20 protein-coding genes and 1 pseudogene are annotated in these 23,676 nt (G+C 42.0%); 18 read left to right on the top strand and 3 right to left on the bottom strand.

Annotated elements, in window-relative coordinates:
* Positions 1 to 276 precede the first annotated feature (276 nt).
* From RMX69_RS11850 to RMX69_RS11795, 12 genes are all read left to right on the top strand, one after another.
* The gene (locus RMX69_RS11850) at positions 277 to 1,560 is read left to right on the top strand and encodes a DHH family phosphoesterase (RefSeq protein ID WP_289799231.1); all 1,284 of its coding nucleotides are present in this window, start codon (positions 277 to 279) and stop codon (positions 1,558 to 1,560) included.
* A 175-nt stretch (positions 1,561 to 1,735) separates the two neighbouring features.
* Positions 1,736 to 2,206, top strand: a complete 471-nt coding sequence (locus RMX69_RS11845) for a DUF29 domain-containing protein (protein ID WP_322637594.1) — start codon at positions 1,736 to 1,738, stop codon at positions 2,204 to 2,206.
* A gap of 124 nt (positions 2,207 to 2,330) precedes the next feature.
* On the top strand, positions 2,331 to 3,575 hold the full coding sequence (locus RMX69_RS11840; RefSeq protein WP_322637593.1) for an HNH endonuclease: 1,245 nt from the start codon (positions 2,331 to 2,333) through the stop codon (positions 3,573 to 3,575).
* Positions 3,576 to 3,654: 79 nt separating this feature from the next.
* Positions 3,655 to 3,855 (top strand): hypothetical protein, encoded by a 201-nt coding sequence (locus tag RMX69_RS11835; RefSeq protein ID WP_322637592.1) that lies wholly within the window; start codon positions 3,655 to 3,657, stop codon positions 3,853 to 3,855.
* Positions 3,852 to 4,112 (top strand): hypothetical protein, encoded by a 261-nt coding sequence (locus RMX69_RS11830; RefSeq protein ID WP_322637591.1) that lies wholly within the window; start codon positions 3,852 to 3,854, stop codon positions 4,110 to 4,112. The genes RMX69_RS11835 and RMX69_RS11830 overlap by 4 nt, the downstream gene beginning before the upstream one ends.
* 51 nt (positions 4,113 to 4,163) lie before the next feature.
* Positions 4,164 to 4,658, top strand: a complete 495-nt coding sequence (gene sixA / locus RMX69_RS11825; RefSeq protein WP_322637590.1) for a phosphohistidine phosphatase SixA — start codon at positions 4,164 to 4,166, stop codon at positions 4,656 to 4,658.
* A gap of 108 nt (positions 4,659 to 4,766) precedes the next feature.
* Positions 4,767 to 5,903, top strand: coding sequence for a citrate synthase (locus RMX69_RS11820; protein ID WP_322637589.1), 1,137 nt, complete (start codon positions 4,767 to 4,769; stop codon positions 5,901 to 5,903).
* Positions 5,904 to 6,443: 540 nt separating this feature from the next.
* On the top strand, positions 6,444 to 7,562 hold the full coding sequence (gene nuoH / locus RMX69_RS11815; protein WP_094327297.1) for an NADH-quinone oxidoreductase subunit NuoH: 1,119 nt from the start codon (positions 6,444 to 6,446) through the stop codon (positions 7,560 to 7,562).
* 153 nt (positions 7,563 to 7,715) lie between these two features.
* Entirely contained in the window at positions 7,716 to 8,300 is a 585-nt protein-coding gene (gene ndhI, locus RMX69_RS11810; RefSeq protein WP_229462911.1) for an NAD(P)H-quinone oxidoreductase subunit I, read from the top strand.
* A gap of 89 nt (positions 8,301 to 8,389) precedes the next feature.
* Positions 8,390 to 9,004, top strand: a complete 615-nt coding sequence (locus RMX69_RS11805; protein WP_289799227.1) for an NADH-quinone oxidoreductase subunit J — start codon at positions 8,390 to 8,392, stop codon at positions 9,002 to 9,004.
* 59 nt (positions 9,005 to 9,063) lie between these two features.
* Positions 9,064 to 9,369, top strand: coding sequence for an NADH-quinone oxidoreductase subunit NuoK (gene nuoK / locus RMX69_RS11800; protein ID WP_006199065.1), 306 nt, complete (start codon positions 9,064 to 9,066; stop codon positions 9,367 to 9,369).
* 6 nt (positions 9,370 to 9,375) lie between these two features.
* Positions 9,376 to 10,296 carry an NAD(+) kinase gene (locus tag RMX69_RS11795; RefSeq protein WP_322637588.1) on the top strand — a complete coding sequence of 307 codons (921 nt, stop codon included), beginning with the start codon at positions 9,376 to 9,378 and terminating at the stop codon, positions 10,294 to 10,296.
* Positions 10,297 to 10,466: 170 nt separating this feature from the next.
* Here RMX69_RS11795 and RMX69_RS11790 read toward each other — a convergent pair whose 3' ends face one another.
* Positions 10,467 to 12,236: a pentapeptide repeat-containing protein gene (locus tag RMX69_RS11790; protein WP_289799225.1), complete on the bottom strand. Its 1,770-nt coding sequence runs from the start codon at positions 12,234 to 12,236 to the stop codon at positions 10,467 to 10,469.
* 544 nt (positions 12,237 to 12,780) lie between these two features.
* Between RMX69_RS11790 and RMX69_RS11785 the strand changes: the two genes are divergently transcribed.
* The gene (locus RMX69_RS11785; RefSeq protein WP_322637587.1) at positions 12,781 to 15,801 is read left to right on the top strand and encodes a zinc-dependent metalloprotease; all 3,021 of its coding nucleotides are present in this window, start codon (positions 12,781 to 12,783) and stop codon (positions 15,799 to 15,801) included.
* A gap of 332 nt (positions 15,802 to 16,133) precedes the next feature.
* Here RMX69_RS11785 and RMX69_RS11780 read toward each other — a convergent pair whose 3' ends face one another.
* On the bottom strand, positions 16,134 to 16,871 hold the full coding sequence (locus RMX69_RS11780; protein WP_322637586.1) for a DUF1995 family protein: 738 nt from the start codon (positions 16,869 to 16,871) through the stop codon (positions 16,134 to 16,136).
* A gap of 235 nt (positions 16,872 to 17,106) precedes the next feature.
* Here RMX69_RS11780 and RMX69_RS11775 point away from each other — a divergent pair, with 235 nt between their 5' ends.
* The 3 genes from RMX69_RS11775 (at position 17,107) to RMX69_RS11765 (ending at position 20,640) form a co-directional block, all read left to right on the top strand.
* Complete coding sequence (locus tag RMX69_RS11775; protein WP_322637585.1) at positions 17,107 to 17,949, top strand: DUF2382 domain-containing protein; 843 nt, start codon at positions 17,107 to 17,109, stop codon at positions 17,947 to 17,949.
* A gap of 431 nt (positions 17,950 to 18,380) precedes the next feature.
* Positions 18,381 to 19,286: a DUF2382 domain-containing protein gene (locus tag RMX69_RS11770; protein WP_322637584.1), complete on the top strand. Its 906-nt coding sequence runs from the start codon at positions 18,381 to 18,383 to the stop codon at positions 19,284 to 19,286.
* 478 nt (positions 19,287 to 19,764) lie between these two features.
* The gene (locus RMX69_RS11765; protein WP_322637583.1) at positions 19,765 to 20,640 is read left to right on the top strand and encodes a YsnF/AvaK domain-containing protein; all 876 of its coding nucleotides are present in this window, start codon (positions 19,765 to 19,767) and stop codon (positions 20,638 to 20,640) included.
* A 379-nt stretch (positions 20,641 to 21,019) separates the two neighbouring features.
* Here the strand turns inward: RMX69_RS11765 and RMX69_RS11760 are convergent, their stop codons facing one another.
* Positions 21,020 to 21,301 (bottom strand): hypothetical protein, encoded by a 282-nt coding sequence (locus RMX69_RS11760; protein WP_322637582.1) that lies wholly within the window; start codon positions 21,299 to 21,301, stop codon positions 21,020 to 21,022.
* 322 nt (positions 21,302 to 21,623) lie between these two features.
* On the opposite strand from RMX69_RS11760, the gene RMX69_RS11755 reads away from it, so the two are divergent.
* Entirely contained in the window at positions 21,624 to 22,538 is a 915-nt protein-coding gene (locus tag RMX69_RS11755; protein WP_322637581.1) for an ion channel, read from the top strand.
* A 459-nt stretch (positions 22,539 to 22,997) separates the two neighbouring features.
* Positions 22,998 to 23,621: pseudogene (locus RMX69_RS11750) on the top strand (alpha/beta hydrolase); the annotation flags it as partial.
* Between the last annotated feature and the right edge of the window lie 55 nt (positions 23,622 to 23,676).

Here is a 23,676-nt window from a genome sequence, read left to right as displayed (position 1 = left end):
AAAAATCCCCCTGATTAAATTTGCCGACGAGAGAAAAACTCCTAAAACAGATACCTGCTGCCACATACAGCCTGATATCTTAAACTTACTTGCTGTACTCCCTCTAGTGGGATTTAGTTGATTCTTGAGCGCTGTTACTGACAAAAAATATACTTAGATGTATAGTGCAATGTCTTGAGATTTTTGCGAAGATCATAATAATGTGGCTAAATTCAGGGAATTGCTGCTCGTAGTATTTCTGAATAAAAGGAGCCTCACACTTTAAAAAAGTTCCCTATGTACTTTAATTCTCCCGTTACTCAGTTTGAGAATTTGTCGTTGACCACAGAGCCAAACCCAGAGGAACCTGAAATCGAGAAAGCGCCAGTGGAAGTTGCATTTAAAAGCCCATCATTACCGCCATCGGTAGGTGATGGGGCTATATATCTCAGTCACCGTGGTAATTCTCTGGCACAACAAAAGTCAGAAGAACTGCAAAGAACCCTTTTGGCACACCGACACGATCGCCAACTGGTAATTTTGCAAGATTTTCCTGACCCTGATGCCCTTTCCTGTGCCTGGGCTTATCAGTTAATTGCCCAGCAATATGATATCAAATGTGAAATCATTTATGCTGGCGCGTTAAGCCATCAAGAAAATATTGCCTTGGTAAGGCTGACTAATTTACCCATCCAACGCTGGACAACGCAAACCTTGAAAACCAAAGATTTGTCATCTTATCAAGGTTTTGTGCTAATTGACAACCAGGGAACCACTTCGCAACTACTGTCATCGGTGCAGCAAGCTGGAATTCCTTTAGTGGTACTCATCGACCATCACAGTATCCAAGGCGATTTGCAATCAGAGTTTGAGGATATTCGTCCTTATGTAAGAGCGACGGCAACAATTTTTACTCAATACCTCCAAACAGGATTATTAGCATTAGATAGCAGCATAAATCAACACGTCAAATGCGCTACTGCCTTGATGCATGGCTTGCGATCGGATACAAATCGGTTAATGCAAGCGCAAGAAGAAGACTTTATGGCAGCGGCCTACTTAAGCCGATTTTATGATGCCCAACTGCTGAATGCCATTTTACAGGCGAACCGTTCCAAGCGGGTAATGGATGTAATCGAGCGATCGCTAAAAAATCGCATCGTCCAAAATAACTTTTCCATTGCTGGTGTTGGATATTTACGCTACGAAGACCGTGACGCCATCCCCCAAGCGGCTGATTTTCTTGTCACCGAAGAAAACGTCCACACTGCTGTAGTTTACGGTATTGTTCACGATGAAGATGATGAACTGGAAATAGTCATCGGCTCCCTGAGAACTAGCAAACTTACCCTTGACCCCGATGAATTCATCAAAGAAGCCTTTGGACAAGATAGTGCAGGGCGGTTTTTCGGCGGTGGAAGAACAAGCGCAGGTGGCTTTGAAATCCCGATGGGCTTCTTATCCGGCAGTAATGAAAATTCCGCCTATGCGAAAATGAAATGGGAAGTATTCGACGCTCAAATTAAGCAAAAACTGTTGAGGTTGGTTAATCCTAGAGATAATCCGATTCAGTCGGAGTAGAGGGAACTCAAGGAGACGCGGAGAACTCCTAACTAATGCAGCAGTCAAAGTGTTTATTTAGATAGCATCCCTTCCCGATTTTTGATAAAAGTCGGGAATTTGGGTTTTATGGCGAATGCTGAACTAAATCAAAGTTAACTTGCGCCTACCTATTTATTTGTGAAGAAGGAGCGCCATGAAGTCTATAAAACTCCAAATCTTACAAACTCTGTATGAGCAAGATTTTTATGCTTGGGTAGAGCAGACAGCAGAGCTTTTGCGATTGCAGCACTGGGACACGCTGGATTTAGAACACTTAATTGAGGAAGTGGTGGACTTGGGTAAGAGTCAACAACGGGCGTTGCAAAGTGCGTTGCGGTTAGTCTTATCGCATTTGTTGAAATGGAAGTATCAACCAGAACGTCGTAGTCATAGTTGGCAAGTGACCATTACCCGTGAGCGACTGAATATAGATGAATTGCTGCAAGAAAGTCCTAGCTTGCAGCGTTTTTTAAATGATGCCGAGTGGATAAATACTACCTATCAAAGAGCGCGGCGAGAGGCAATGGTGGAAACAAGTTTATCAGAAGATAACTTTGCGATCGCTTGTCCGTTTTCTGTTGATGAGATTTTAGACTTAGACTTTTATCCTAACGCTGACCAATAATCGTAAAGTTATTTACCCTCTAACAACCGCTAATCATAGTCTAAATTAAGTAAAAATACGGCTTAAATTTAGTATAATAAATGGCTAACATCATGATAATCATGAGCGGTAAATTTTATTTCTGATGGAAACTATAATTTTTCTTTGCAACGGTGAAGCAAAATATAACAGTGGACAAGGAATCATTAAAAATAGTAAACTTCCTGGCTTGATAAAGTCAGAAATTTCGTCAGGAGAATACTACGAAACATCCTGGAGTTGCTCGAATTCTAGATTCATACAGGTTGGAGATAGAGCCTACTTTCAGAGAAGCGGAAATACTGGCAACGAACCTAGTGGCTTTATTGCTGCTGGTCATATTATTGCAGCACCAAAAGATTATCAACTAAAGGTTTTAGATAGCAAAAAATATTCAGATTTAAGTGAAGCGTACATATCCGATAATGCTGGATGTTTTTTCGTTTACATTCAAATAGATTCAGTTGTTGATTTTGATTTCCCTCTGGAACAAAGGAATTTAAGAAGATTACCTCAATTTCAAGGTATAAATTTTAATTTTGGAGGTGGCGGTTGTAGATTCAATAGTAAAGCTGCTCCATTTTTAGATTCAGAATGGGAAAAGCATTCCCTAATACAACAAAGGCAAAGGCGAGGAGTTAGGCTTGTTGACATCTTCTTTGAACAGGGGGAAGGTTTTAAGCAAAAAAAGGATTATCAAGGTGCAATAGATGCTTACAAATTAGCCTTAGAAGTTGATCCTAAATATGTCAAAGCAATTAATAGAATAAGTTATTACGAATCAATTTTAAAGAAGATTAGCGAAACGTCGAAGCCTCCAGAACTACCGATAACACCAGAGCCTAAAATACCCTCATTAGAGCCGAAGCCATCGCCAGAGACTAACGAACTATTACTTGCTAGAGAAGAACTTGATAAACAAAAATTTTTCAATTTTAAAAGTGATGCCGACGCTCGTCAAAAAATTACTGTATCAATAGCTAGGAGACAGGGACAATCACAATTTCGTAAGTCTTTACTAGATGCTTACTATAGTAAGTGTGCTATTACCAATTTTGATGCTGAGGCTGCACTCGAAGCTGCTCATATAATTCCTTACAGCGAAACAGAGAATAATCATCCGTCAAATGGTTTATTGTTACGTGCTGACTTACATACCTTATTTGATTTAAACCTCATTGTTATCGATCCAAAAACAATGAAGGTACATATTTCCCCTCTTCTCAAAGAAACTGAATATAAAACAATCGATGGTAAAGAGATACGAGTTCCAAAAGATGAAATATGCCGTCCCAACCAACAATTTTTGAAACAGAGGTTGGAGCAGTGTAAATGGCGTCAAAATATTTAGCCTAAAAAATTCAGTTATTTTGTTCGGAAGTACTTAATATATTTAAGTTAGAGAATGACAAGCTTGATTTATCTAGATTATGAGTACCCTAAAGGAAGTAGAACTCGCTATTAGTCAACTTTCACCAGAGGATTTAGCTGCTTTTCGTGCCTGGTTTGCAGAATTCGATGCAGCAGCCTGGGATAAACAGATTGAAAAAGATGTGGCTGCTGGTCGGTTAGATGCATTGGCAGAGAAAGCACTCAAACATCTCCGAGAAGGGCGTTGTACCGATCTGTGAAACATCGAGCAACCCCTGATTTTTGGTATTACTATCGCCAGTTACCAATTGATATCCAACAGCTTGCTGACCGATGTTATGAGTTGCTTCGGGAAGATCCTAAGTATCCATCATTGCATTTCAAAAAAGTCGGTCAGTTCTGGTCAGTGCGTATTGGTCTATATTATCGGGCGCTTGCTGTAAAAGAAGATGATAATTTTGTATGGTTTTGGATTGGCTCACATCCAGAGTATGACAGATTGCTAAGTGGTGGATAGCGTTCTAACATTGCATAAGAGCAGCCTAACTGATCGTTCACAATACAAAGTATGGAACTATACTTAATTCGTCATGGCATCGCCGAAGACAAGGGATTAGGCATCAAGGATGAAGATCGCAGCCTAACCAAAGAAGGAAGGCAAAAAACGGAGAAAGTTGCCCAGAAACTTGTTAAATTAGGTTTAAACTTTGATTTAATTCTCACCAGTCCCTTAGTGCGGGCGCGCCAAACGGCTGAAATCCTCATAGCAGAAAAACTAAGCTCCCAGTTAGAGGAATCTAGCCACCTCGCGCCTGATGGTCAAATTTCTAATTGGCTCAAAGACTGGTTAGAACCAAGAAATTATTCCCAAAATACCCAACTGGCGCTGGTTGGACACGAACCTAATTTGAGCAATTGGGCAGAAATTCTCCTGTGGGGAGAAGCCAAAGAAAGCTTAGTCTTGAAAAAAGCAGGTATGATTGGGATAAAACTACCAGAAACAGGTTCTCCTCTGGGTCGGAGTCAGATGTTTTTGTTGACACCACCCAAGTACCTGCTATAACAGTTTTTCAACATTTCCAATTGTTGTTAGAACGGCTACTGTTATGGCGACAATAAATTTCTGGTAAGTTAGCTTGATCAGATATTTCACAAAGCGAATGGTGTTGCCATGATGGTGTGCGAATACAAGCCTGGTTTAGAAGGCATTCCCGCCGCCCAATCAAGTATCAGCTATGTTGATGGGCAAAAGGGAATACTAGAATATCGTGGCATTAGGATTGAGGAATTAGCAGAAAAAAGTACATTCTTAGAAACTGCTTATCTCTTAATCTGGAATAAACTGCCAAGCAAGGAAGAACTGGAAACATTTGAGCATGAAGTTCGTTACCACCGGCGGATAAAATACCGCATTCGGGACATGATGAAATGCTTTCCAGAAAGCGGCCACCCAATGGATGCCTTGCAAGCCTCTGCTGCGGCTTTAGGTTTGTTTTATTCGCTCCGGGATTTACATAATCCTGCCTATATTCGAGATTCAGTAGTACGGCTGATAGCAACTATTCCGACGATGGTGGCGGCCTTCCAACTGATGCGAAAAGGCAATGACCCGGTGCGTCCCCGTGATGATTTAGACTATTCCGCCAACTTTCTATACATGCTCAATGAGCAAGAACCCGATCCTCTAATGGCGCGGATTTTTGATATCTGCTTGATACTTCAAGTCGAGCATACAATGAATGCTTCTACCTTCAGTGCTAGGGTGACAGCTTCCACCTTGACCGATCCTTATGCTGTGGTTGCTAGTGCTGTAGGAACTTTGGGCGGGCCCCTGCATGGTGGAGCCAATGAAGAAGTAATTCAGATGTTGGAAAAAATTGGCTCTGTGGAAAATGTCCGTCCCTACATAGAGAATTGTCTGCAAACTAAATCTAAGATTATGGGTTTTGGACATCGTGTGTATAAAGTAAAAGACCCACGAGCCATAATTTTACAAGGTCTAGCAGAACAACTGTTTGAGAAGTTTGGCTATGACAAATTCTATGACATTGCTCAAGAAATGGAACGAGTGGTAGAGGAAAAACTCGGTAGTAAAGGGATTTATCCAAATATTGACTTTTACTCCGGTTTAGTGTATAGGAAGATGGGTATTCCTACAGACTTGTTTACACCAATATTTGCGATCGCTCGTGTTGCCGGTTGGTTAGCCCACTGGAAAGAACAACTAGCAGAAAACCGGATTTTCCGTCCTACCCAGGTTTACAACGGTCTGCACGAAATTACTTATACACCGATTGACCAACGGTAACTGGGCATAGGGCATGGGGTACTTTTACTGAGCGTACCCCTCCGGGGAAGCAAGCTACGCGTAGCGTCTCGTAGAGAAGCCGAAGTATTGGGAATTGGGTACAAGAGGCAGAGGGGAAAGACTTACTGCACTTCTCCCCTGCCACCCTGCTCCTTTCAAGGGCAGGCTTTTAGGCTTTCGATAAATAGTTGAGAATGTTCTCAATTATTGAACGTAGTTTTAAGTTCTCAGACAATGGTTTTGGTTTTAAAATCCCAAAAATTTGTCTAATCAAAAAAACCTGCCCCAGAAAGCCACCCTGCTCCCCTGCTTCCTCATTCTCCGTCTCCTCAATAGCCAAACTCAATGCCAACCATAAGTAGAATTCTCATCTCGCTTCAGGGTGGTCAAACCATCCAACGATATACTAGGCATGGGAATTGGCAACAAATCTTCAATCGGAAGTCATCACAGCAAAAATTAAAAATGGGTGAATTTACAGGTATTAATTTAACTAATAGTTGTAATTCACTATGACTCGATGTCTTAAAGAGCGGAAACATGAATTCAGGAATTGACCTCCAAGGAACTTTTATTGAATCCCTCCGGGATTTAGGTTTACCAGCAGGAACAGCCAAAGCGATTTGGATGCCCCTGCCAATGATACTGATGCTAATTGGGGCAACAGTGGGGGTATTAGTTGCTACTTGGCTAGAACGGAAAATTTCTGCCTCCGCACAGCAGCGAATTGGGCCAGAATACCAGGGGCCTTTTGGGTTGCTGGTGCCTGTAGCGGATGGTCTGAAGTTGGTATTTAAAGAAGATATAGTACCAGCCAAGTCTGACCCCTGGCTGTTTACTCTTGGCCCAATTATTGTTGTAATTCCGGTGTTTCTGTCTTTCCTGATTGTGCCCTTTGGACAGAATATCGTAATTAGCAATGTGGGCATGGGCGTATTCTTGTGGATTGCCTTGTCAAGCATTCAACCCATTGGCTTGCTGATGGCTGGCTATGCATCTAATAACAAATACTCCCTCTTAGGGGGCTTGCGGGCAGCAGCGCAATCTATCAGTTATGAAATTCCTTTGGCGTTGGCGGTGTTAGCGATCGCTATGATGTCTAATAGCCTCGACACCGTTGATATTGTCAATCAACAATCTGGCTATGGCATTCTAGGCTGGAACATTTGGCGACAACCAATTGGTTTTCTGATCTTTTGGATAGCTGCCCTTGCTGAATGCGAACGATTACCCTTTGACTTACCCGAAGCGGAAGAAGAAATCGTCGCAGGCTATCAGACGGAATACTCAGGGATGAAATTCGGTCTGTTCTACCTGGGTTCATACGTTAACTTGATCCTTTCTTCCTTACTAGTAGCAATTCTCTACTTGGGCGGTTGGGACTTTCCTATTCCCCTCAACCTCATCGCTGGTTGGCTGGGAGTCAGTGAATTAAATCCCGTGTTCCAGATAGTAACTGCGGCTTTGGGTATCACGATGACCGTGTTCAAAGCCTATTTACTAGTGTTTGTCGCCATCCTGTTGCGCTGGACAGTACCACGGGTACGGATTGACCAACTGTTAGATTTAGGATGGAAGTTTTTGTTACCAGTTGGTTTGGTTAATCTGCTATTAACCGCCGCCCTGAAACTAGCCTTTCCCTTCGCCTTCGGCGGGTAATGAGAGAGTTAGGAGTTATAAGTTATGAGTTATGAGTTATGAGTTATGAGTTATGAGTTTTTAATTAACTCCTCATTCCTCACTCCTAGCACCTTACTCCTAACTCCTCACTCCTCACTCCTAACTTTTATCACCTGAAGAGAGAGACACAAAATGCTAAAGTTCCTAAAACAAGTTGGTGATTACGCCAAAGAAACGGTACAAGCTGCGCGTTACATTGGTCAGGGACTTTCTGTCACCTTCGACCACATGCGGCGGCGTCCAATTACTGTACAGTATCCTTACGAGAAACTAATTCCTGGCGAACGGTTTCGCGGTAGAATTCACTTTGAATTTGATAAGTGTATTGCTTGCGAAGTTTGCGTTCGCGTTTGTCCAATTAACCTACCTGTAGTAGATTGGGAATTCGACAAAGCCAGCAAAAAGAAAAAACTCAACCACTACAGCATTGACTTTGGAGTTTGTATCTTTTGCGGTAATTGTGTGGAATTTTGCCCCACTAACTGTCTATCGATGACAGAAGAATATGAGCTTTCCACTTACGATCGCCATGAATTGAACTATGACAACGTAGCGCTAGGTCGTCTGCCGTATAAAGTAACAGATGACCCAATGGTTACACCACTGCGCGAACTAGTTTACCTACCCAAAGGCGTCCTCGAACCACATGGATTGCCCGCAGATGCGCCACGTGCAGGTGCGCGTCCAGAAGACTTGGTAGAGCAAACAGAAAAATAAATGTCATTTGTCATTTGTCCATTATCCTTTCTTAATGACCAATGACCAATGACTAATGACCAATGACAATTGACTAAGGACAAAAAACAGTGAATCTAGCAGAAGGAGTACAGTTAGTATCACTTGGCATACTGGGCGTGATGATGATTGGGGCAGCCATTGGTGTGGTGCTGTTTTCCAACATCGTCTATTCTGCCTTTTTGCTGGGGGGTGTGTTCATCAGCATAGCGGGAATGTACCTGTTGCTAAATGCTGATTTTGTTGCGGCTGCACAAATACTAATTTACGTTGGGGCGGTTAACGTGCTGATTTTGTTTGCCATTATGTTGGTGAACAAGCGGCAAGATTTTGTAGCATTTCCTAACTCTTGGGTGCGAAAAGTACTGACGGGTGTAGTTAGTGTAGGATTGTTTGGTCTTTTAAGTACGATGGTGCTGGCTACTCCTTGGGCGTATTCAACCGCTCCTGTAGCTGGTGGTGAAAGTTCTATTGTTTTAATTGGAGAACATTTCTTCACTGACTTTTTACTACCTTTTGAACTAGCTTCCATTTTGCTGCTGATAGCGATGGTAGGAGCAATTATTTTGGCACGTCGTGAGTATTTGCCAGATCAACTGACACGATCCAATGTGGGGCAAACTGTTTTGACTTTACAAGAACGCCCCAGAGAACTAGTATCAACAACCAGCGAAACCAAAGAGTAATATTTGCGACCAGAATCGCAGATAAACAGCCAGCTTTTTCAGGAGGGATACCCAGATTCATGCAACTCCAGTACTTTTTATTACTAGCAGCAGCTTTATTCTGCATTGGCATCTACGGTTTAATTACTAGCCGCAACGCTGTGCGGGTGCTGATGTCAATTGAATTACTGCTCAATGCTGTTAATCTGAATTTAATGGCATTTTCCAACTTCCTCGACTCAACATTAATTAAGGGTCAGGTTTTCACAGTATTTGTGATTACCGTGGCCGCAGCCGAGGCGGCGGTGGGTTTAGCGATCGTGCTGGCCATTTATCGCAACCGCGATACCGTCGATATGGAGCAGTTTAATCTCCTGAAGTGGTAATTGTGCGTGCAACTCAAGCAGGTAATCATTGCTTATAAAGCGCGAGATGCCCGGAGTAAACAATGGGCAGAACTCTGTGCGAAACAACTAGAAAGTCGCGATTGCCAAGTGTTGATGGGGCCTAGCGGGCCGAAAGACAACCCCTATCCAGTCTTTTTGGCTTCAGCTGGTCAACCAATCGATCTCGCTTTGGTTCTCGGTGGCGATGGTACTGTTTTAACTGGTGCCAGACATCTAGCCCCAGCTGGTATCCCAATTCTGGGAGTGAATGTAGGAGGCCATCTGGGGTTTTTAACTGAGTCAGTGGAAGAGTTTCAGGATACAGAGAAAGTTTGGGATCGACTGTTTGAGGATCGCTATGCTATCCAACGACGGATGATGTTGCAAGCTGCGGTGTATGAGGGGCATGGGTCTAATTTAGAACCAGTGAGCGAACGTTACCTGGCTTTGAATGAATTCTGTGTCAAACCCGCCTCCGCTGACCGAATGATCACCTCAATTCTGGAAATGGAAATCGATGGTGAGGTAGTCGATCAATACGTCGGGGATGGGTTGATTATTTCCACTCCTACAGGTTCCACAGGTTACACTGTTTCTGCTAATGGGCCAATTATGCATGATGGTATGGAGGCGATTACCATCACTCCTATTTGTGCAATGAGCCTTTCTAGTCGTCCCCTCGTTTTACCCCCTGGCTCTGTGGTGAGTATTTGGCCTTTGGGGGATTACGATTTGAGTACCAAGCTGTGGACAGATGGGGTTTTGGGAACTTCAATTTGGCCCGGACACCGTGTTGATGTGCGGATGGCAGAGTGTCGGGCTAAATTTATTATTTTGCGCGAGAACAATTCCTACTATCAGACGCTACGGGAGAAGTTGCTGTGGGCAGGTACAAGGGTTCACTACAGCAATAATCACCGTAATTAATTAAGTATTTTAGAGTGCATTTACCGCAGATTGCGATCGCGTAACCGTAGGCGATCGCAACCAAAATTACCCAAGCCCCTGGATTCATCTGGGGGCTTTCTAGTTGTGTGGAGAAATCTATACATAAATGTATTGGCTCTTTAAATTTTAGGATAAAATATTACCTCATCTCAATTCAGTCCCAGTTCTTCCTTCAACGCCTCCGGTACATTAACTGCTGTCTCCAATCCCCGCACCCCTTCCCACTGCTGCTTTTTACCCCAGATCATCTCTTCTAAATTGGCGTCGCTGAGGTCTGCACCACCCAAAATGGCATAACTGAGGTTGCTATGGCTGAGATCAGCGCCGTTGAGGATAGCACCACTGAGGTTACTGCCACTGAGGTTAGCATTGTTAAGGTTGGCATAGCTGAAGTCTGTGCCAAATAGTATAGCGTCGGTGAGGTCAGCACCACTGAGGTCGGCGTCGTTAAGAATCACGCCGCTGAGGTCGGCTTCGTTGAGAATCACCCGACTCAAGTCTACACCGCTGAGGTCGGCACCTAAGAACATTGCACCGTTAAGTCTGGCATTGTTAAGTTTGGCACCGTTAAGTTTGGCATAGCTGAGGTCTGCGGCAACCAGGATAGCATCGCTGAGGTTGGTACTGAAAAGAATTGTGTCACTGAGGTTAGTACCGTTGAGGATGGCGTGACTCAAATCAGCACCACTGAGGTCGGCGCGGCAAAGGTCGGCATGGCTAAGGCTGACGCTATTAAGGTTGGCTTCACTCAGATTTGCACCGAAAAGGATAGCGTTACTTAGGTCAGCATGGCTGAAGTTAGTGCTACTAAGGTCAGCGCGGTTGAGGTCGGCGCGGCTAAGGTCGGCGCGGCTAAGGTTGGTATTGCTAAGGTCGGCGCGGTTGAGGTCGGCGCGGCTAAGGTTGGCACAGCTAAGGTTAGCACCGCTGAGGTTGGTGCTACTGAGGTCGGCTCCGCTGAGGTTAACACCGCTGAGGTTGGCACCGCTGAGGTTGGCATCGCCGAGGTTGGCACCGCTAAGGTTGGCACCACTGAAGTTTACGCCAGTTAAGTTGGCATCGCCGAGATAAGCAAGGCTTAGGTCAGCACCGCTAAAGTCTGCCCCGGTAAGGTTGGCATCGCCGAGGTAAGCACCCCTAAAGTTACCGCCTTTGAGGAATTGTCCAACTATACTGCTAAAGTTGCCAATTTCCAGGGCATCGCTATAATTAATAATCCGCAACAGTTGGGATGTGAAAAAATTGTCTGTGTCCGGTTGGGCAGATGGATAGAAGATGATTTTTTGTTTGAGTTCATCTTGCCCTTGGGCGTAACGGTGTAACTCTAATAATAAAATCAGTACGTTCAGCCCTGTATATATGTCTACCTGTCTCAACCCAAGAGCAATATTTTGTGCCGCTAGCTTTAACTTTGTTTTCTGAGGCAAGTTATCATCTGGTGTGCCATCGATAAATTCTCCCTGACACCAGCGACGATAAAAATCTTCTAGCCGCCCAAAAAGCAATTCTGGACGAATTTTTTGACCAGTCACAACCAATTCCATTAGTTGGTTTACTATTTCAGGTTTCAGGGCACCACTGCCCAATAAATCATAAATCTCTTCATACATCTGGCGATCGCATACTTTAAAGCAAAACCCAGTGGGTAAAGTGCCCAATGTGCGATCGTCTATCTGAGAACTCAAACCGTTCTTTGGTATTGTCCATTTTTCTAAGCTTTTTTGCAGTCTTGGAGAGTATAAATATTCCTGCAAATTATCTTGAGCTAATCTAACGCTTTTGTCTGGTTCTTTAATATTTTTTCCTAGAGGTAAAACTGCCTCAGTTTCTAGCGATGTGGTCTTTGGCATCTCTTGTAACCTTATACCCCTCACATAATTTCTCAGCAGCTGCCAAACTTGAGATAAATATGTTGACATTTTTGTTTCCGTTGTTACATTTAAATAACTGTTTTTGATAATCCTGAATTAAAAACTTTTCTATGGTAGTTTGCTTTGCATTGCCAACAATCAACAGTATAAATAAATACTATAGTAAAAAAATCATGAGTTGGCGATGTTTACGGCGGGCTACTTCTGATGAATTGCCAACGGCGTTTCTGGATGGCAACTTCTCGCTCACCTGTAGTAGCCTTAAGCTTCCTCTCATGATGTAAATAAAGTGTTAACTTCAAAATTATTTCCAAGCTCAACTAATTCTATGATTTAGCTAATTTGTTATACTTTTTCTCCAAGAAATTTCTTAGTCTGATGTAAAAATCATACTTACTGTTTGCAGGAGATGCAATTGTTAGGAAAAATCCTACACTAAAACAGCACAACAAAGCTGAAAAATGGCAATTAAAATTTAAGTCAAAAGTTTTTTGCCTAATATAAAGCAGCTAAGATAATCGCTATAGGGCAGGCTATATGGCTTTGCAAAAGTTAAAAATTAACGAGAGATAGTTATCAGGTAATGAATGTAATGAACAGATTAACTTTTTATATGATTTTGTTACATAGTTTATTTTTAGGGATAGCGACAGCTAGCGCTAAGTCACCGTTTCTTAACAATGTTGATACAGCCAAGCATATTCTTGGAAAAGATGTGGTTACAGTCAGAAGTGGAGAGAAATTCAATAGTCATTTATCGACAGAAACTTCTTCAACTAAAATCTCAGCCTTATCATCAAATAATATTAATTTTCCTCAGAAACAGAGGCTACCGTCAAATCACGTTTGGGTAGTTAATCAAAATAAACACGTACAGCCTCAACCGTTTATTTGGATAGTAGAAAATCTGAAACAAGCAGGTCAGCAACCATTTTTACAAGTTGCAAAACCCCCAGAAAAACCGAATACAAAGCCTAGCAATACCAAGAAACCAGCAGCAAAGGATGATTTAGAGCCATTTAACGAAGTAATTAAAAATACCCAAAAGTCAGGGGGATTGTTCACACTTTATCGGAATAAAGAAAAGAATAAGATTTATCTAGAAATTAAGCCAGAACAACTTAATAAAAATTACCTAGCTACGGCAACTCTGGAATCGGGTATTGGCGAACGGGGTATTTACAGTGGTATGCCTCTGCAAGATTTTTTATTTTATTTTCAACGGGTGGATGATAAATTACACTTTGTCATTCGCAATGTAAATTTTCGCACTCGTGAGGGAGATCCCCAGGTGCGATCGCTGACGCGATCATTTAGCGACTCTGTTCTCTACAACATTTCCATTAAAAGCATTCATCCAGAACGCAAAACCCTTCTCATTGACTTAGAAGATTTGTTACTCACAGACTTAGCTGGATTATCTGTAGGTTTAGGAGTTCCAAAAACCGCAAGCCAGTCCTATTTTGGTACTGCTAAAGCCTTTCCCCAAAACTTAGAAGTTGAATCAGTTTTGAATTACTCTAATAGCGTTGACCCCAACAATGAAATTGCAAGCTTTGGGTCGCTAGCTGACAACCGTGGCTTTACCTTGCGCGTCCACTACAGTCTCTCCCAACTACCCGATCGAGATTATCGACCGCGCTTTGCTGACGATCGCATTGGCTATTTCATCACCGCCTACCAAGATTTATCCAAAGACGACGATCGCGGCGATTCTTTTGTCCGCTACATAAATCGCTGGCATTTAGAAAAACAAGACCCGAAAGCAGTCATTTCTCCTCCCAAAAAACCGATTGTCTTCTGGATTGATAACGCTGTGCCCTTAGAATACCGCGATGCCATGAAAGAAGGCGTTCTCATGTGGAACAAAGCCTTTCTCAAAGCCGGATTCAAGGATGCAATTGAAGTTCGCCAAATGCCAGATGATGCTACCTGGGACCCGGCCGATATTCGTTACAACACGATTCGCTGGATTAATACAGTCGATGGCTACTTTGCAATGGGGCCATCCCGCGTTAACCCATTGACAGGAGAAATTTTGGATGCAGACATTCTTGTAGATGCTAGCTTTATCCGGGCACTCAAGGGTGAATATCGCAAAATCGTCCAACCCAGCCAAACAGAAAATCGCACGACTTTATCAGCTTTGATGCAAAATCGTCTACTTTGCGCCAATGGTTTAGATGGAAAAAACAATGGTGTCCCCCAGAAGATGCAAGGACAAGAGGGGTTGTTGAATCGTTTATCAAAAATGGCAGGCGAGTACGATTTATGCTACGGGATGGAAGCTGCTAACCAGTTTGCCTTTGGTTCACTGGCGATGTCTCTGCTGGCTGATACTATGGCTACTCCAGACAAGGTAAAAGAATATATTAATCAGTATTTACGTTTAATCATCGCTCACGAAGTTGGACATACTCTTGGTTTACGTCATAACTTCCGTGGTAGTACACTGCTACCACCACAGGAGATGAATAATACAGAAATTACCAAAAATAAAGGTCTGACAACTTCTGTCATGGACTATATTCCCCCAAATATCGCCCCTCAAGGTACAAAACAAGGAGATTATTTTCCTACTATGGTAGGGCCTTATGATGAATGGGCAATTAAGTATGGCTACACAACAATTCAGACATCAACTCCTTTAGCAGAAAAGCCTATTTTGGAGGAAATTGCTGCACAATCCTACAAGCCAGAGTTTAGTTATTCCACAGATGAAGATATATATGACCTCGACCCAACCGCTAATGCTTGGGATAATAGCAGTAATGTGCTGGTTTATTCTCAGTGGCAATTGAATAATTCGCGGGTGATGTGGGAACGTCTCGATAAACGTTTCCCAATGGCTGGTGATAGTTACAGCGATGTGAGCGAACGTTTTAGCACAGTATTGGGTAACTATTTCCAGCAAATATATCTCACCACAAAATACATCGGGGGACAATCTTTCTATCGCATTCACCCCAGCGAGATACCTGCCGAAAAAGTCTCTGAAGTTCCGCAACGCCGTTTACCATTTGAACCAGTAGCAGTTGAAGAACAACGCCAAGCTTTAGAAACGCTACAAAAATATGTATTTGCAGAAGATGCCCTCAGTTTTTCACCAGAATTATTGAATAAATTAGCACCTTCTCGTTGGCGACATTGGGGTAGTTCTCCACAAGTTGGTCGTTTGGATTTTCCCATTCATGACTTGGTGCTACTAATGCAGGGTTCTGTGTTACGAGATTTACTCTCAGGCGATCGCCTCTCTCGTCTCAAGGATATTGAACTCAAAACTCCCGAAGGAAAAGCACTGACTCTACCAGAACTATTTGACACTTTACAGTCGGGTATTTGGACGGAAGTTATCCAACCAAAAGGCAAACCAATGAAGATTGCCAGTTTGCGGCGAGGCTTGCAGCGTCAGTATTTGGACATTTTGACCAGTATGGTCTTGCGAAAAGAAAATGTTCCAGAAGATGCTCGTACTCTAGCTTGGTATAAACTCAAACAGCTTAATGAAAAACTTAAGGGAGTTAATTCTGAGGATGAATATACCAAAGCGCACTTATTAGAAACGCGCGATCGCATCGAGAAAGTTTTAAACGCCCCATTGCAAGCGAATTAAAAAAGTGAGGAGTGAGGAGTTAATAGTAAAATTCCTCACTTCTCTTCTTTTACCCTCATTTTGGCAAACAGAATATATTGATTATGTTGTGGGATAAGGACTAACTCACTAACTCCAAAAACCCCCTTCCTTGAGTCGTCCTTCATTCTGAGTGCAAGCGCTGTTTAGTCCACTGTCAACTACTTTCGATCAACCCAGTAGCGAAGTATTCCGATCATACTTTAGATCATTCGCTCTACATGTGTTGCACCGTTGACAAAAGGTATATCAATAGAAAACTTACCGAGGAGGCAGCAGGCAATTAAGTTTCCTCCTGCTACCTCTGCATTATCCTAACTACTCAATGCTTTTAAGAAGCGTTGCAAACTCTTAAACACATTGGGCTTTCTCGCAGGTGTCGCGTCAGTTGTTGTTGTTTGCGGTTGTCCTTTTAAAACAATCAGATCCAAATCATCACCAGATGGTTTTGTGGGTAATTCGGCAATTCTTTGATATTCGCCGTTGGTTTCCAGCCAAACTTCCCACTGTCCTGGGTAGCAGCGATATAGGGCACTTTCATCGTCTATGGGGCGCACGTAATAGGCGGATTCAATGGTACTGATAAAGCGATCGCGGATTTTTCTCGCTGTATAACCAATGCCCACGGTTCCAGAATCTTCTAAACGGGGATTTAACAAAACTAAAGGGCGATCGCCTATTACTTCACACAGCTTTTCCAACTGCGGCACTTCTACGGATGTGGGGGCGATGAATAAGAAAATTTCATCCTCTGGCTGAATTTTTGTCTGCAAGGAAGCAGCCCTACCCGTACCAATATCCAAAATTTGAAATGGTGCATCTGCCCAATCACGCCGGGCTAGAGCCGCAGCGCCAGCGTCAGCAAAGAAAATCTTCAAACGGGAATCATAATCTGTAAACGCCGGCAGAAATTGTTCCGCCACCGGCATAAACTTCAGTTCTGGGAACAGGAACTCAACTTGTAAGCGAGTACAACCATCTGCAAGGGCAGCTTGAACGGCTGTACGAGATTGGGCGATCGCATCTTCAAGCGTATTTGGAAGTTCACTCATAATCTGCATGGTTCTGTAGTGTCTACTCCCATTGTTTCAGTATTGGCTCTTAATTAGGACTTACGCAGACGAGATTTCCCAATCCCCTGAAAACGCAGGGCTGTTTCATTGAGTGTTCCTCTAATAATATAAATCATCAAATATCTTCATTGAACTCAGTCGCCAGCAGGAGGATACTTAGCACAATATTTTTTACACTGGCAAATAAACCTTATAAACAACTTAAGAACAGCGTATGCCTCTTCATAAACTTGAACATTTTGACCAAAATTATCGAGACACTTTTGGCGGAGACGATCTGAAAGCGCTGGATCTTTATACTGGCGGAGAGGATAGAGTTGGCTCAGTTGCTGACGTTTTAGTTGATGATTATGGTCATTTCCGGTATTTAATTATTGATATCAGCTTAGATTTTGTTAGCAAGAAAATATTACTACCAATTGGTCTTTGCCGGATCAGTTATCCAGAAAGACGCGCCTATGTTGATGGGTTAAGCAGACAGCAAATAGAGGGTTTACCCGATCATACAGAAGATGCGATCGTTAATAATGATTACGAAGAAAAGGTACGTAGTGTATTTCGTTCTCCAACCAGCGGTGTGACTTACGATCGCGATACATACAATTACCAAGAAGATCCAGATTTGTATGGGTTGAATGAGCAATCTCATCAAACTTTTAAACTATATGAAGAACGATTAATTGCCAGCAAACAACGCATCAAAACCGGAGAAGTAACGGTTGGGAAGCATATTGAAACAGAAACTGTACACGTTACAGTACCCGTTCAAAAAGAACGAGTTCTGATTGAGCGAGTTACGCCAACAGAAGCAGGAAAGGCTATAAATCCCAATGAACTTAAGTTTCAAGAAGGGGAAGTAGCACGCATAGAAGTGTACGAAGAAACTCCTGAGATACATAAAGAAGCATTTGTGCGTGAAGAAGTCCGGGTGAAGAAAGTAGTAGAACGGGACACTGTGGAAGCACAAGACACCATACGTCGAGAGGAATTAGATATTGATACTGCGGGGAATTTACATGTGCAAGAAAATGATATCGCCACACATGAAGCTCTTTAATTAGTTAGTTCATAAAATTATTTAATAGATTTATCTGAATAATCAAACAGGCAAAGTTAATTTTTATCTCTGCCTGTGTTTTTTTATTAAACAACAAGAGTCCTAACTTATGAGACAAGTCGGAAATCTGAACATGCAAAAAAATTGCATCTTGATAAATTATGTAGAAATGTAAAAACAAAAAAAATGCAATGAGCATCTTAATATATCTAGAGAATCCCGTGTATTAAGGCTAGACATACTTTTTTTTGCAAAAGAAAGTGAGATGCTTACATTTTGTGTCTCTAGTTAGCCATATCGATCAAAAATATCTATAACTTTCGATTATTTAACCCTGGAAATAATTCATTCGGCAGAAGGATGTACAAATATAAATAAATGTCTAGTTTAGATATTAAGAGATGACAAAAAAATATTTGAGGTTAAACATAATGGTTCTTTACAAATTAGAAGATTTTGAGCCTAGCTATCAAGAGAGTTTTGATGGTCATGACATTAAAGGGTTGGGTGTCTATACACAGGGAACTGATGAAAAAGTTGGTACTGTTAGCGATGTTTTAGTTGATGAAGAAGGTCATTTTCGCTATCTAGTTGTTGACTTAGGCTTCTGGATTTTTGGTAAAAAAGTATTACTACCACTTGGCCGCGCCCGTATCGACTATAACGTCGATCGCGTTTACACAATTGGTTTGACTAGAGAGCAAGCTGAAGATTTGCCTGAGTTCGATGAACGTCAAACCCTTGATTACGATTATGAAGAACGGGTGCGTGGGGTATATCGCCAACCCACAGACTACAACCTTCCTGTAGAAGCTGCAACACCATTAGAACCTTTAGCAGGATTAGATCCTTTAGGAGCGCCTGTAGCATCATTAGGGACAACTCCTACTTACGCCCGTGATAGCTACACTTACGATAATGAGCCTGCTTTATACGGGTTAAATGAACAAGATCATCAAACCCTGAGATTGTATGAAGAACGGCTGATTGCCAGCAAACGACGCCAAAAAACTGGAGAAGTAACGATTGGCAAGCATGTTGAAACTGATACCGCACGGATTGCAGTGCCAGTAGAAAGAGAACGAGTTGTGATTGAACGTGTAACTCCAGCAGATGCGGGTACGGCTGTCTCTGGGCGCGAAGCAGACTTCCGTGAAGGCGAAGTTGCTCGCATAGAAATCCACGAAGAAACTCCTGAAATTCGCAAAGAAGCATTTTTGCGTGAAGAAGTCAGAGTTAGAAAAGTGGTCGATCAAGACACAGTTGAAACTCAAGAAACCGTACGTCGTGAAGAGTTAGATGTGAATTCTGGTAATCTTCCCATTGAAGAACGCTAACTAAAAATAGTCATTAGTTAATCGCTAATGACTAATAATTAATTCTACACAGTACCGGTGAAGCAATTGAATTAGTTTGACTTTGCTCACAATAGCTGATGCCACTTACAATACTTTTTGGATAAACCCAACAATCTCTCTTTTGGTTTGGGGAAAGGTTAAGGGCAAAGGGGGAAAGGAAAATTCAAATCCTTTCCCTCTGAACCGAAAAGTGTTGATATTACTTAAGTGATTTACAAGAATAAATATACGATGCCGTTGGTTTCGACTGCGCGGTCGTTGTGTCGAAACTCGCCAACACAGGTATTTTCTTTGTCGCAAATCACCTTAGAGTTTTTGATTGCAAATATTACTCTGGATATGAGTTGGATAAATCCATCGATCGCAAATATTTTCTAAATGGTATCCAGATGATTAATACATTTAATTTAGCTAATTAGAAAGCGGTTAGTAAACTTTCCAGATGAATGGCCAAACTATGGCAAAAAACACTTTACAGACAAAGGGTAATTCTCGCACTATCTCCTCACTGGCAGATTTAAGAAAGAAGGTGAACAATTTTGCCGTGTTTGATAATCAAGGTCAGCTAGTAGGGGTAGTTCATGATTTAATTGTGGATAGTAATCGTCGGCTAAACCTCGTTATATCAAACCAGGCTAATCCAAAAACTGCTGAATATAGACAGCAGTTAGCTGATAAACACCCTTCTTTATTTCAGTTGCAGAGCCAGAGAATCAAAAAAATAGACAAGCCGACTCAATCTGTTTTCATAGACTTAAACAAATCAGAAATTGAATATATGCCTGAATATTTAGAATCAGAAACACCAGGCGATTTTAACTCAACTGAGCAACTAGCTAACAATCAAATGACAAATAGCCCAGTTGAGCCATTAAATAATTTAGAACAGGTTCCTGAAGAACAGATTATTCGTCTACTAGAAGAACGACTATTTGTTGAAAGCAGTAAGCGTAAAGTTGGTGAGGTAATTGTTCGCAAAGTCATCGAAACGCGGATGGTACAAGTTCCTGTCCGGCGCGAAAAGCTGATTGTGGAACAAATTAGCCCAGAACACAAACAACTCGCAGAAATTGATTTAGGACAAGGAGAAATTTCTGGGCTTGATTTGACCGAAGTCGAAAAACTTGAAGCTACACATCACAATGGTTTGACGGTAAGCGGCGAATTTAGCTCACCTAAAATTGCTAATTTATTATTGAATGCGATCGCACTAGAGCGAAATCACGGCTGCAAGCAGGTGCGTGTTACCATTGCAGTTGAAGACGAGTTGCACCAGAAAAAATACCAGGAGTGGTTTGACCGCTGTTCTAAAGGTCAATCACTAAAGCCATAACAACAAGTTTCTCATAAGTTTCTAGCAGATAAATTAGTAGGGTGGGCATTGCACACCCTATTTTTTTGCTGATTTACAGCAGTTTTCATGTATTTGATACCCCATCTATCGGTGATTCTTTAAAATAAATTTTTAGTACATTCATGAGTTGCTTGGAATCGTAGCCACAGACTGAGAGGTAAGAATAAAATTATCCAACATTTAAAAATTATAATTTTTATATAAGAATTATATTCTTTCTGGCTCATACCTTGAACTTTGTCAAAATCTAAAAAATGACCTAAACCTAAAGCTAGTGGAATTAAAACAACACCAAAAATAAGGGTTTCAGTAATAAATTGACCCATATATGTTTATAAAAAAATAAATACTTGAGAATTTATATACTCTCAGGACAGGAACCAAATTTATCTAAAAGCTCAGATATAAGCTGATGATTTGAACAACGCCAAATGACGCTAACATTACTAGATAGATTAAAGTCTGGCTCACCATAACCTGATAATGCCATAGCATCAGGAAGTATAGTCTCTTTATAGATACAAGTTAGAACTTTATTGTCAGGTGGCGAAATGGGATTACGTCCACTATCGTGTTGCAATGTTCCAGCAACCCATCCATTAGGGGTTAAATGCCATTCTCTCGATTCTTTACTTGACATATTTTATTTTTGTGTTTGCCGTGTTGATTTTATTACATTTTGGATACAAACAATGCTAGTAAAAATACTTGTTTAAGCTAAAAATTTCACTCTTGTTGACTGGTTCCCAGCCTCTAGGTAGGGAACCCATTCTGGGAGGCTCCGCCTCCGATCTTCTTGACAAGAGGCAGAGCTTCTTTTAAATACATTCCCAGCCTGGAGACTGGGAACAAGGCGACACAAGCCTTTGGACTTTTCTTAGTGCCATTGTGTCTAGAGTGAATGTCTCTAATGCAACTTAATTTACAATACTAAGCAGTTGCCGTCCTTTTGGCTACTTGCAATGAAATTTCGACTGAAGAGACTTTCACCCAAAAAACGACAGCGTTTGATCTCACCGATTAAGATTCAAGTTCAAAATGGAAAATTTGAGATTATAGGTATGGGTGCATGGCATTCCTACTGGCGCGATCCTTATCATCTGCTGCTAACGATTCCCTGGACTGGCTTTCTGCTGCTGATTTGTACTTTCTATGTAAGTATTAATGCTCTATTTGCCCTAGCTTACTTGATAGGAGGAGATTGTATTGCCAACGCCCAACCTGGCTCTTTTTTAGATGTCTTTTTCTTTAGCGTCCAAACCTTAGCTTCTATCGGCTATGGGGCAATGTATCCGAAAACAACTTACGCCAACATTATTGTCACGATTGAAGCAATGATCGGTTTGGTGGGAATTGCTGTAATGACAGGACTAGCCTTTGCTCGATTCTCTCGACCTACAGCCCGTGTACTCTTTAGCCGTGTTGCTGTTATTACAGCTCATAATGCGATGCCAACTCTCATGTTTCGTAGTGCTAACCGGCGTCGCAATATGATTTTGGAGGCGCAGATGCGAGTCTACTTGATGCGCGACGAAGTAACCCTAGAAGGACAATTCATGCGTCGGTTCCACGATCTCAAACTGGTGAGGAACCAAACACCTAGCTTCACGTTAAGCTGGTCAGTGATGCATGTCATTGATGAGTTTAGTCCTTTATATGGAATGACACCAGAATCTTTAACCCAGACAAATACTATGCTGATTGTCTCTTTGAGTGGGATTGATGAAACGGTTGCCCAGGTTGTCCATGCCCGTCATAGCTATGGTGCGAATGACATTTTGTGGAACAATCAATTTGTCGATATCTTTCACCACACACCTGATGGACATCGCTACATTGATTACAACCGTTTCCACGATGTTTTACCTTTAGAGTGAAAGAGTGAAATTTCTGAAAGTTACTCAGAAGTATGATTGAGTGGTGGTTGTAAGGGTTTAACGACCACCCGGCCATTTTCGATTACAGTGCAATTTTTAACCGTGCTCTTACTGTGGTTAACTGGCACATCCTGGCACTGGTTTTGGTGGGAGATATTTTGCTCTTGTTGTTGGTTGAGGACGACAACACAACAAGCGCAGGAAGCAAAGGACATATAACTTAATTTTGATCTCTATATCTATTATCGCGCTACTGATGCTATTTGACTGAAAAATTTGCTACTCATGTATTTTGCTCGTTCAAGGCTCCTGTCAAATTTATGGTAAGTACTTGCTTTATTGTGCTTGTAGCCTGTTTGATGTATCTAAACCAATTCAACAGGAAAGCGGTTATAGATCCCGCCCCGCTTTCCTCCCTGCCCAAAGTTGTTTGCCAGGGTTAGATAGTGGGTTTTTCTAATGAAAAAATTTTTGAGATATCTGGGTTTAGGTTTGCTATCTACGTTCTTGACCGCTACTCCTGGATTGGGGGCTGAACGCATTAGCTTTTATTATCCTCCCTTCGGCGAATTTTCCTTATCGGTGGATTCGCTGGAAACCTTTGCTAAAGAGGGCAAAATCGATCAAGATTTGTCATTTTATGCTAGCCGTGCGACTCCTGAACAACTCGCTCAACTGCGGGATCTACTCCAGCAGCGCTTTAATCTTACTCCTACACTAGTATCTCAAGTTACCTACTCACCGATAGGCGAGCAGTTGGTGCAACAACTGGGAAAATTACTCCTCACTGAGTCTCGAAATAATGGCTTCTATGCCATACGTGCCTCTTTAATTTTGTCTGCTGCCGATCAAAAAGAGGGGTTAACGGTTGTGAATTTACTGCGGAAATTTCCTAGCGATACTATACGGGTGAATTTCACAGAGGGGTTGAGGATAGTCGATGACTTGTCGCAATTGATTAAAAGAAAGGATGAAGTTTTTGCTTCTCTGCAAAAAGAAGCGATCGCTCAAGCAGCCACTTCCAATATTGATTTCTCCCAAAAACCAGATTTGCGATCGCCAGGAAAATTCACCTGGCAGAAAAGTGCGATTCGTTGATTAGCAAATCACGGTAATCAGTCCGTAAATAACTAATCCA

Origin of the sequence: Nostoc sp. EspVER01, from assembly GCF_034530635.1 — a bacterium.
Classification (GTDB): domain Bacteria; phylum Cyanobacteriota; class Cyanobacteriia; order Cyanobacteriales; family Nostocaceae; genus Nostoc.
The sequence above is the reverse complement of the archived record's forward strand: the minus strand, read 5'-3'. Positions and strand labels throughout refer to the sequence as shown.

What these genes read in the sequence shown, in the direction of transcription:
- RMX69_RS11850 (WP_289799231.1), top strand. Translation starts at nt 277, where the DNA reads ATGTACTTTAATTCTCCCGTTACTCAGTTTGAGAATTTGTCGTTGACC.
- RMX69_RS11845 (WP_322637594.1), top strand. Translation starts at nt 1,736, where the DNA reads ATGAAGTCTATAAAACTCCAAATCTTACAAACTCTGTATGAGCAAGAT.
- RMX69_RS11840 (WP_322637593.1), top strand. Translation starts at nt 2,331, where the DNA reads ATGGAAACTATAATTTTTCTTTGCAACGGTGAAGCAAAATATAACAGT.
- RMX69_RS11835 (WP_322637592.1), top strand. Translation starts at nt 3,655, where the DNA reads ATGAGTACCCTAAAGGAAGTAGAACTCGCTATTAGTCAACTTTCACCA.
- sixA (WP_322637590.1), top strand. Translation starts at nt 4,164, where the DNA reads ATGGAACTATACTTAATTCGTCATGGCATCGCCGAAGACAAGGGATTA.
- RMX69_RS11820 (WP_322637589.1), top strand. Translation starts at nt 4,767, where the DNA reads ATGATGGTGTGCGAATACAAGCCTGGTTTAGAAGGCATTCCCGCCGCC.
- nuoH (WP_094327297.1), top strand. Translation starts at nt 6,444, where the DNA reads ATGAATTCAGGAATTGACCTCCAAGGAACTTTTATTGAATCCCTCCGG.
- ndhI (WP_229462911.1), top strand. Translation starts at nt 7,716, where the DNA reads ATGCTAAAGTTCCTAAAACAAGTTGGTGATTACGCCAAAGAAACGGTA.
- nuoK (WP_006199065.1), top strand. Translation starts at nt 9,064, where the DNA reads ATGCAACTCCAGTACTTTTTATTACTAGCAGCAGCTTTATTCTGCATT.
- RMX69_RS11790 (WP_289799225.1), bottom strand. Translation starts at nt 12,236, where the DNA reads ATGTCAACATATTTATCTCAAGTTTGGCAGCTGCTGAGAAATTATGTG.
- RMX69_RS11785 (WP_322637587.1), top strand. Translation starts at nt 12,781, where the DNA reads ATGAACAGATTAACTTTTTATATGATTTTGTTACATAGTTTATTTTTA.
- RMX69_RS11780 (WP_322637586.1), bottom strand. Translation starts at nt 16,871, where the DNA reads ATGAGTGAACTTCCAAATACGCTTGAAGATGCGATCGCCCAATCTCGT.
- RMX69_RS11775 (WP_322637585.1), top strand. Translation starts at nt 17,107, where the DNA reads ATGCCTCTTCATAAACTTGAACATTTTGACCAAAATTATCGAGACACT.
- RMX69_RS11770 (WP_322637584.1), top strand. Translation starts at nt 18,381, where the DNA reads ATGGTTCTTTACAAATTAGAAGATTTTGAGCCTAGCTATCAAGAGAGT.
- RMX69_RS11765 (WP_322637583.1), top strand. Translation starts at nt 19,765, where the DNA reads ATGGCAAAAAACACTTTACAGACAAAGGGTAATTCTCGCACTATCTCC.
- RMX69_RS11760 (WP_322637582.1), bottom strand. Translation starts at nt 21,301, where the DNA reads ATGTCAAGTAAAGAATCGAGAGAATGGCATTTAACCCCTAATGGATGG.
- RMX69_RS11755 (WP_322637581.1), top strand. Translation starts at nt 21,624, where the DNA reads ATGAAATTTCGACTGAAGAGACTTTCACCCAAAAAACGACAGCGTTTG.